Origin of the sequence: Sphingomonas sp. (genome assembly GCF_035555815.1) — a bacterium.
GTDB lineage: Bacteria > Pseudomonadota > Alphaproteobacteria > Sphingomonadales > Sphingomonadaceae > Sphingomonas.
The window spans coordinates 1-8,629 of record NZ_DATMGG010000129.1; the positions used below are offsets into that span (position 1 = coordinate 1).

Consider the following 8,629-nt stretch of genomic DNA (forward strand, 5'->3'; position numbering starts at 1 on the left):
GGCAAGTCGGTGCTGTCCACCCAGATCGGATCGCAACTCCCCGCGGGCAGCGCCACCTTCGTATACGACTGCTTCGGAAACGGCGCGTACCGAAGCGCAAGCGGCTACCGACACCGTTGTCCGTCTCCACCACGCCGGGCAGGACCATGTTGACCGTGATGTCGCGTGCTCCGACCTCTTTCGAAAGCGAACGGGCGAACTGCTCAACCGCCGCCTTCGATCCAACATAGGCCGCCCCCATCGGCGCCCAGTTTCGCGTCAGGCCCGTCGATATCCCGACGATGCGCCCGCCGGCCCTCAGGCGCGACGAAGCCTCCTGCATCGCGAAGAACGTCCCTTTGGTGATGGCGAAGAGCCGGTCGAACATCTCCTCGGTCGTCGAGGCGAAGGGCGCCAGCGTGCCGACGCCAGCGTTGGCGACCAGGATGTCGACGCCGCCGAAACGTTCCGTCGCAGCGTCGAAGGCCCGCCGGGAGTCCGCGGGTAAGGGCTTGTGACGCCTGCTTGTCGACGCCGATCAAGCCTTCGAGCCGCTTGGTCTCGGCGGCGAGGACGCTGATCGCCGAACTCGCCCTTATCGCCGAACAGACCGACATGGACTTGATCCATCTCGACTTCACGGTCGACCATGACAGCGCGATGCTGAATAACGTCGTGGTCGTCGCCCCTCGCGGTCACCGCTGCTTCGTCTACACGAACTGCCGCCTGTCTCAGATTCCAGGCACGCGTCGCGCGGTTATCCTGCCGAGCGACGCTGCTCGCGGACATTTCCGCATCTTGCCTGGCGAAATACTTCACCTGCCGAACAAGCCCATCGAGTTGCGCCGCGAAGGTATCGACTTCGCCACTCGACGTCTCGCTGAACTCGTGCGCGACGACGCCAAGGTCAATGGCCAGATCGACGTGTTTCCCCGAGCGGCCTGAAATTTGGCGCGATGTATCAACGCACCCTACTTCGCCTCCGGGGTCTTGGAGCGACCCGATCAATATGGCTATAGAACAAATAGAGAACGTTTGCTATGTATGCAGCTCATGAGTCGAGGCACGATCGAAGTTTTTCCTGATGCACGCGGATAGAAGGTCGGCCTTGATCGTGCCGAAATGTCATGCGAACGACGGCGTTACGGAAATCGTAATGCCGCTTGTTCGGTCTAGGAGGGGTTGAGATCGTGCGCAGCGTCGAGCTTTTTACAGGGTGTGGTGGGCTTGGCCTCGGCCTGGCTCGCGCGGGCTTCCATCACGATCTGATGGTGGAGTGGAATGGCGACGCCGTCGCGACTGTCCTCCATAATAAGGCGCTGGGCGTCGAACATGTCGCCGATTGGCCGATCGTGCGCAGCGACGTGCGCGAGATCGATTGGAAGCAGTTCGCCGGCGTCGATCTCGTGGCCGGGGGGCCGCCCTGCCAGCCGTTCAGCATAGGTGGCAAGCATCGTGGCGACGACGATCACCGCGACATGTGGCCGCAGGCGATACGCTCGGTGCGAGAAATACGTCCGCGTGCATTTTTGTTCGAGAACGTCCGTGGCCTCACTCGGCGCAAGTTTGCCGGCTACCTCCAATCCATCATCGACGGCTTGGCGAAGCCCGCTGCCGACCTGAGCTATGAAGTCCGCGTGATCAGCGTCAACGCCGCCGACTTCGGCGCCGCCCAGAAGCGCCACCGCGTCATCATCGCCGGCGTCCGGTCCGACGTGCTGGTGCGACCCGTCGCCATGCTGCAGCCGACGCACTCGCGCGACCGCCTTCTCTGGGAGCAGTTCGTCACCGGAACGTACTGGAGGGAACACGGGCTCCCGCGCCAGAAAGAGCCGACCGACTATCTCGACATAAGCACCGTAAAGAAGCTGCGCGCGCTCGGCGTTGAGCCGACTGGGAAACGCTGGGTGACCGTGCGCGATAAGCTGCGCGGGCTCGGCGATCCGACCGGCGTGGGCAACCACGTATTTCAGGCTGGGGCGAAGTCCTACAAGGGCCACACCGGCAGCCCGCTCGACCAACCGGCGAAGGCGCTGAAAGCCGGCGATCATGGCGTGCCCGGTGGCGAGAACATGATGGTTCTGCCCGGCGGCGCCGTCCGCTATTTCACCACTCGCGAAGCGGCGCGGTTGCAAGGCCTTCCGGACAACTACGACTTCCCCCGTAGCTGGACCGAGAGCATGCGTCAGTTGGGCAACGCGGTTCCATCCGAACTGGCCGAAGCGGTTGGAAAGTGGATGGCTTCCATCTTGACCGACGGGGGTAAGCGCCTGCCAATGGCGGCGTGACCGAATCGCAAACGCCCGCCGCCAACGTCATCGAAGCCGAACGGCTGGGATACGTCGAATACGAGATCGACATCGAGCGCGTGCTCCGGACTGATCTGCCGGGCGTGCTGGACCGAGTGCCGATCGCGCCGCTGACGCCTGAGGCGGTCAACGCGATCCCGGCGGGTGCGAAGGGCGCCTACGTGCTCTTCGAGAACGGGCACCCGGTATACGCGGGCAAGACTGACACGCGTCACGGATTCCGCGATCGCCTCGGCCGTCACGCCTTCACCATCCAGCATCGTCAGAACCTCGACCCTTCGACGATCGGCTTCAAGGCGATCCGAATCCTCGTATTCTCGAACTTCGACGTTGAAGCGATCCTGATCGACGCGCTTCGCAAGGCCGACAAGTCGGCGCTGCGCTGGAACGACAGCGGCTTCGGCTCGAACGACCCCGGCCACAACCGCGAGCGGCAAGAACCCGCCGGCTTCGACGTTGAGCGTCCGATCGACATCGACAGGTCGCTTGGTCTTCCGTCGGCGACCCATGCGCTGCTCGATCTGTTGATCATGCTGAAAGACGGTCTGCCGTTCACGCTACGCTACCAGACCGACCAGTTGCCTGGGAAGAAGCGGCCGGAGCATTACCGAACGGGGCACGCCGATCAGCGAGCCGCCGCGCCGGTGGCTGTGGAGGAGTCCGACACGCTACGGTCGATCCTGACGAAGGCGTTGGCTGTGCTCCCGGCGGGGTGGCGGGTGACTGTATTTCCGGACCGCGTGATCCTTTACGCGGAGACCGAGCCCTATCCCTATGCTCGCGAATACATTCCGGCGTGAAACGAAAGCGGGCGCCGCTTACGCGCTCGGAGGTCATGTCACGCGTAAAGGGACGCGATACTCGGCCTGAGATGCGTCTAAGGCGCGCGTTACATGCCGCTGGCCTACGATACAGGCTACAGGCGAAAGAGCTGCCTGGCAGACCCGACATCGTCTTCAGGCGGGCCAAACTGGCCATCTTCGTGCACGGATGTTTCTGGCACCGGCATCCGGGCTGCGAACATGCGCGAATGCCGAAAAGCCGATTGGAATTCTGGCGAACGAAGCTCGAGACGAACGTGGAGCGCGACGATCGTCAGGTCGCCGCGCTGCACGCCGCAGGCTGGACAGTGCTAACGCTATGGGAATGCGAAACCCGCAGCGAGGAAACCGTGGCGGCATTTGTCGAAGATGTGATCAAGCGAGTGAAAGAGCCTCGCTGACAACGTCGAATATATCGTGCGGACGCATCGGAACGGTGCTACAAAGCTGCTCCAATCACGGCAAAAGCGCCAACGTAAGCGCTTGATTTTGTTTGTTCCGTTTCATCGCAGACCCCTCCCGTAGGGGTCACCACCGTCGCGTCGTGCGGCGAACGCGGATCAAGTCCGCCGGTGGCGCGGGCCGACTTTCTCGGGCATAGCGCCCCCTCGGTCCGGCGGTTGAATCGTGCACAACACCGATCCGCCGATCACCCCGCCGTTCCTTCCCGCGCATCTCCTTCGCCGTGTGTCCCGGCGGTGCCGATCGAGCGGTCGATCAGGCCGGTGCGGCTCATCCACCAGAACAGCGCCACGCCAGGCAAGGCGATCAGCGTGGTCAGCAGGTAATAATTCACATAGCCCATCGCCTCGATCATCTTGCCCGCGGTCGTACCGGTCAGGAACCGCCCGATGATGCTGGCGCCGGCGGAGACCAGCGCGAACTGCGCGGCGGTGAAGCGCAGATCGGCGAGCGCGGAAAAATAGGCGACCACCGCGACCCCGCCGAAACCGCTGGCGAAATTCTCGAAGCCCATCGCCGCCGCCATGCCCAGCGTCGACTTGCCGGACGCCGCCAGCGCAGCGAAGCTGAGATTGGAGATCGCCATCAGCACCAGACTGATCAGCACCGCGCGCTTCATGCCGAGCCGGGCATAGAGGACGCCGCCGACGAAGATGCCGACGAGCAGCGCGACAAAGCCTACCATCACGTCGTAGAACGCGATCTCGTTGTTGGTGTAGCCCATATCATCGAACAACAGCCGCAGCGTCAGGTTGGCGAGCGTATCGCCCAGCTTGTGGATGAGGATGAACAGGAAGATCAGCCAAGCCCCCTCGCGGCGAAAGAATTCCACCAGCGGCCCGACCTTCGCCTCGCTTACGGCGCCGCGCGGTGGGCGGGTGCCGATCCACAGCAGCGACGCCGCCCCGATCGCCAGCGGCACCACCGCTTCGACCGAACCCCAGCCGAACGCGAGCCCCAGCCCGATCCCGGCGACGGTAAACAGGCCCAGCCAGGTGAGATGGCTCGACCGCCCGGCATCGCGCGCGCGCCGTGCGGTCAGGTCGAACAGCGGAAACAGATAGCCGACCAGCACCATGTTCGACAGGATGTTGACCGACAGCAGCGCGTCGATCGCGCGGCCCAGCACGAACAGCGGCACGAACGCGGCGAGGAAGATCAGATAGGGTTTGCGCCCCATCCGGTCCGGCCATTCGCGACTGACCTTGCGCTCCGGCTCGCCGACGATCAGCCCTGCCAGGATCGCCGGCAGGGCGAACAACGCGCACAGGCTATAGGCCACGCCCCATCCCGCGCCGCTCGCCACCACCAGCGCCAGCGCGCCGGCGCCCGCCGATCCGATCCGCCAGCCATATTGCGACATGCCGGAGCCGATGCCGAGCTGGCGTGGCTCCAGCAATTCGATGCGATAGGCGTCGATGACGACGTCGAACGTCGCGCCGGCCAGCCCGACCAGGATCGCCGCCCCGACCACGGCGGACAGCGACGCGCCGGGATCGAGATTGCCGAGCAGCACCACCGCGGCGATCACCATCGCGCCAGTCAGGATCAGCCACGATCGCCGCGGTCCCAGCGCGCCGAGCACCGGGATCCGCACCTTGTCGACCACCGGCGCCCACGCCCATTTGAGGTTATAGGCGAGAAATGTCAGCGCGAACGCGGTCACCGCCGATTTGGTGATCCCGCTTTGCGCCAGCCGGGTGGTGAGCGTCGCGCCGATCATGGCGTAGGGGAAGCCTGAGGAAATGCCGAGCGCGAATGCCGCCAGCGGCGCCTTCTCGAAATAGGGGCGGATGCCGTCCCACCACGTCACCCGATCCCCGGCCACACCCGTCATTCGTCCGTCCCCTGCCCGTAACCGCGCGAGACTAGCCGAAAATCCGGGCAGAGGAAGGACCAACCACCACCCTCGCCGCTTCGACGCGGGCGATCGGGCCGAAAATCAGGCCGGGGTGGCGAACAGGCTGAAGCTGGCCGGCAGCCGCTTGGGCACCACGCCGCCCAGCACCTTTTCCAGCGCGTCGATCGCGGCGGTCAGGTCGCGCTGGGGATAGGGCTTGCTGAGGCAGCCGGCCGACAGCGTCCGCGCCTCGACTGGGCATTCGCCGGTGACGAACATCACCTGCACGCCGTGGCGCTGCGCCGCGCGGGCGACGTCGATGCCGCTGCCGTCGACCAGCGTCATGTCGACCAGCGCCAGGTCGATCGCGCGGTCGCTGCCCATCATCGCCACCGCGTCCGAAACGCTGTCGACCGTCGCGACGATCTCGAATCCCTGCCCGCTCAGATTATGCTCGATGTCGAATGCCAACAGCGGTTCGTCCTCGGCGACGAGGATACGCACGATCCGACGCGGCTTCTTCGCAAACAACATCACAGCCTCCTGACCTTCATGACGGAGACGGCAAGAGGATACCGCAAACAAATTGTGTCTGCGCCCCCCGTCGCGCTAAGGCGCCCCATGTCCAAGACGATCGCCAAGGATTCACAGCGCATCGCCAAGCTGCTGGCGCGCGCGGGCGTCGCGTCCCGGCGCGAGATCGAGCGCATGATCGCCGAGGGGCGAGTCGCGCTGAACGGTACCGCGATCGATACGCCGGCGACGTTGCTCACCTCTTTGCACGGCGTGACGGTCGACGGCGCGCCGGTCAGCGAACCGGCGCCCGCGCGGCTGTTCCTGTTCCACAAGCCCACCGGCGTGCTCACCGCCGCGAACGACCCGAAGGGGCGCGCGACGATCTATGACAAGCTGCCCGCCGACCTGCCGCGGGTGATCCCGGTCGGGCGGCTCGACCTCAACACCGAGGGGTTGCTGCTGCTCACCACCGACGGCGAGTTCAAGCGCCAGCTCGAATTGCCCGCGACCGGGGTCGAACGCAGCTACCGCGCGCGCGCCTACGGTCAGGTCACGCAGGCACAGCTTGAGGATCTGATCGACGGGATCGAGATCGAGGGCGTGCGCTATGGCCAGATCGACGCCAATCTCGAACGGCGCACCGGCGCCAATGTGTGGATCGAGATGACGCTGCGCGAGGGCAAGAACCGCGAGGTCCGCCGCGTGCTCGAGCATCTCGGCCTGCGTGTCAGCCGGCTGATCCGCACCCGCTATGGCCCGTTCGTGCTGGGTGACATGCCGGTCGGCGCGGTCGGCGAGGTGCGCCAGCATGATCTGGTCGCGTTCCGCCAGTCGCTGGGGCGCAAGGGGGCGGTGCAGGCGCCCGTCACGGTCAACACTGCGCCCAAGCCAGCCGTCGCGCGGGCCGTGGCGCAGGCGACGGTACGCGCCGCCCGCGCCGGCCCGGAACGCAAGCACCCCGTGCGCGAGGAGATCGACACCCGCCGCCCGCGCCCGAACGCGGCGCCGCGTGGGAAGCCCGCCGGATCGCCCGGCCAGCGTGCGCTCGCCGCCGCCGCTCCGCGCACGCGACCGGACGGCAAGCCGCCGGCGCGCGCTCCGCAACGCCGCGCCCCGCCGCCCGAGAAACCGAAAGCGACCGACGCGACGCTCGACGCCGCGACCGAACGCCCTGCCCGTCCGCAGCGCAAGCCCGGTTGGGCGCGCGCCAAGCCGAAGCCGGGCACCAAGCCGCGGGGACGTCGGAAATGAGGGTGATCGCTGGCGAATGGCGCGGCCGCCCGCTGGTGGCGCCGCCGGGCGACGCCACTCGCCCCACCGCCGACCGCACGCGCGAGGCGTTGTTCTCGATGCTCACCAGCCGGCTCGGCAGCTTTGACGGGCTGGCGGTGGCCGATCTCTTCGCCGGATCGGGCGCGCTGGGGCTGGAGGCGCTGTCGCGCGGCGCCGCCACCTGCCTGTTCGTCGAACAGGACCGCGCCGCGATCGAGGCGCTCAAGGCCAACATCGCCAGGCTGGGAGCCAAGGGCGCGGATGTTCGCGCCACGTCGGTGATGGCGCTCGGGCCCGCGCCAAAGCCGCTCGACGTGATCCTGATGGATCCGCCCTATGCCTCGGGCGCCGGCAATGTCGCGCTCGACAAGCTCGCGCGGCTGGGGTGGACCGGGCCAGCAAGCTGGATCAGTATCGAGACAGCGAAGGCGGAAACGGTCGCGGTGACCGGATTCGAGATCGAGACCGAGCGCGTGTTCGGCAAGGCGAAGCTGACGTTGCTGCGGGCCATATAGTCCCGCGGAAATTCAGGCGATCCCGTCGCGCCCCTCGCGCGATCGCAGCGCCAGTAGCGCGACCAGGCTCACCAGCGACGCCGCCGCCAGATAGACGCCGACCGAGGGCAGGCCGCCCCACCCCGACAGCCACTGCGCCACCACCGGGGTCAGTCCGCCGCCGATGATCCCGGCCATGTTGAACGCCAGCGACACGCCGGTGTAGCGGACCCGTGCCGGGTAGAGGCCGGGCAGCCATGCGCCGAGCGGGCCATAGACGAATCCCATCACGAATAGCGCGAACGCCATGCTGGCGAACACCAGCAGCAGCGAACCGGACCCGAGCCCGGGCGCGATCAACAGCCCCGCCACCACCGCGCCGACGCAGCCCCAGGTCAGCACGTGGTTGGCGCTGGTCCGGTCGGCCCAGATGCCCGACAGCACGATCCCGACAGCCATGAACAGGATCGCGCCGAGTTGAAGCGACAGCATCACCTGTCGGTCAATCCCGAGCGTCGTCGTGCCGTAGCCGAGCGCAAAGGCGGTCGCGATATAATAGACCGCGAAACACGCGATCGCGCCCAGCGTGCCGCCGATCGCCACGCCCCAGTGTTTGCGCAGCAATTCCCCCATCGGCACGGCGGGCGGTGGCCCTTCCTCCAGCACCTTGGCGAACGCCGGGGTCTCGGCGATCTTGAGCCGCACCCACAGCCCCAGCCCGACCAGCACGATCGACAGCAGGAACGGCACGCGCCAGCCCCACGCCATGAACTGTTCGGGCGTGACGATCGCCCCCAGGATTAGGAACAGCCCGTTGGCGGCGATGAAGCCGATCGGCGCGCCGAGCTGCGGCACCATGCCATAGCGGCCGCGCCATCCCGGCGGCGCGTTCTCCACCGCCAGCAGCGCCGCCCCGCCCCATTCGCCGCCCAGGCC

General features: G+C 66.6%; 10 protein-coding genes. 6 read left to right on the plus strand and 4 right to left on the minus strand.

The features are described from left to right. The coding region (locus tag VNR91_RS07105; RefSeq protein ID WP_325490084.1) for an SDR family NAD(P)-dependent oxidoreductase at positions 1 to 427 on the minus strand (427 nt) is incomplete at its 3' end. Positions 428 to 504: 77 nt separating this feature from the next. Between VNR91_RS07105 and VNR91_RS07110 the strand changes: the two genes are divergently transcribed. The 4 genes from VNR91_RS07110 (at position 505) to VNR91_RS07125 (ending at position 3,510) form a co-directional block, all read left to right on the plus strand. Beyond that, a complete protein-coding gene (locus VNR91_RS07110) occupies positions 505 to 924 on the plus strand; it encodes a hypothetical protein (RefSeq protein WP_325490075.1) in 420 nt (139 codons plus the stop codon). 245 nt (positions 925 to 1,169) lie between these two features. Next, complete coding sequence (locus VNR91_RS07115; RefSeq protein ID WP_325490076.1) at positions 1,170 to 2,267, plus strand: DNA (cytosine-5-)-methyltransferase; 1,098 nt, start codon at positions 1,170 to 1,172, stop codon at positions 2,265 to 2,267. After that, positions 2,264 to 3,088 carry a hypothetical protein gene (locus VNR91_RS07120; RefSeq protein WP_325490077.1) on the plus strand — a complete coding sequence of 275 codons (825 nt, stop codon included), beginning with the start codon at positions 2,264 to 2,266 and terminating at the stop codon, positions 3,086 to 3,088. Before VNR91_RS07115 ends, VNR91_RS07120 begins: the two co-directional genes overlap by 4 nt. Further along, complete coding sequence (locus VNR91_RS07125; protein ID WP_325490078.1) at positions 3,085 to 3,510, plus strand: very short patch repair endonuclease; 426 nt, start codon at positions 3,085 to 3,087, stop codon at positions 3,508 to 3,510. Before VNR91_RS07120 ends, VNR91_RS07125 begins: the two co-directional genes overlap by 4 nt. Positions 3,511 to 3,758: 248 nt before the next feature. Here VNR91_RS07125 and VNR91_RS07130 read toward each other — a convergent pair whose 3' ends face one another. Beyond that, entirely contained in the window at positions 3,759 to 5,408 is a 1,650-nt protein-coding gene (locus tag VNR91_RS07130; protein WP_325490079.1) for an AmpG family muropeptide MFS transporter, read from the minus strand. 105 nt (positions 5,409 to 5,513) lie between these two features. Continuing rightward, positions 5,514 to 5,945 (minus strand): response regulator, encoded by a 432-nt coding sequence (locus tag VNR91_RS07135; protein ID WP_325490080.1) that lies wholly within the window; start codon positions 5,943 to 5,945, stop codon positions 5,514 to 5,516. 87 nt (positions 5,946 to 6,032) lie between these two features. Here VNR91_RS07135 and VNR91_RS07140 point away from each other — a divergent pair, with 87 nt between their 5' ends. Beyond that, complete coding sequence (locus tag VNR91_RS07140; RefSeq protein ID WP_325490081.1) at positions 6,033 to 7,178, plus strand: pseudouridine synthase; 1,146 nt, start codon at positions 6,033 to 6,035, stop codon at positions 7,176 to 7,178. Continuing rightward, positions 7,175 to 7,714 carry a 16S rRNA (guanine(966)-N(2))-methyltransferase RsmD gene (gene rsmD, locus VNR91_RS07145; RefSeq protein ID WP_325490082.1) on the plus strand — a complete coding sequence of 180 codons (540 nt, stop codon included), beginning with the start codon at positions 7,175 to 7,177 and terminating at the stop codon, positions 7,712 to 7,714. Before VNR91_RS07140 ends, rsmD begins: the two co-directional genes overlap by 4 nt. A 12-nt stretch (positions 7,715 to 7,726) precedes the next feature. On the opposite strand, the gene VNR91_RS07150 is transcribed toward rsmD, so the two are convergent. Beyond that, the coding region (locus tag VNR91_RS07150) for an MFS transporter (protein WP_325490083.1) at positions 7,727 to 8,629 on the minus strand (903 nt) is incomplete at its 5' end.

Bases quoted from the DNA above. Each gene is read 5' to 3' on its own strand.
- VNR91_RS07130 (WP_325490079.1), bottom strand. From the start codon at position 5,408: ATGACGGGTGTGGCCGGGGATCGGGTGACGTGGTGGGACGGCATCCGC.
- VNR91_RS07135 (WP_325490080.1), bottom strand. From the start codon at position 5,945: ATGTTGTTTGCGAAGAAGCCGCGTCGGATCGTGCGTATCCTCGTCGCC.
- VNR91_RS07140 (WP_325490081.1), top strand. From the start codon at position 6,033: ATGTCCAAGACGATCGCCAAGGATTCACAGCGCATCGCCAAGCTGCTG.
- rsmD (WP_325490082.1), top strand. From the start codon at position 7,175: ATGAGGGTGATCGCTGGCGAATGGCGCGGCCGCCCGCTGGTGGCGCCG.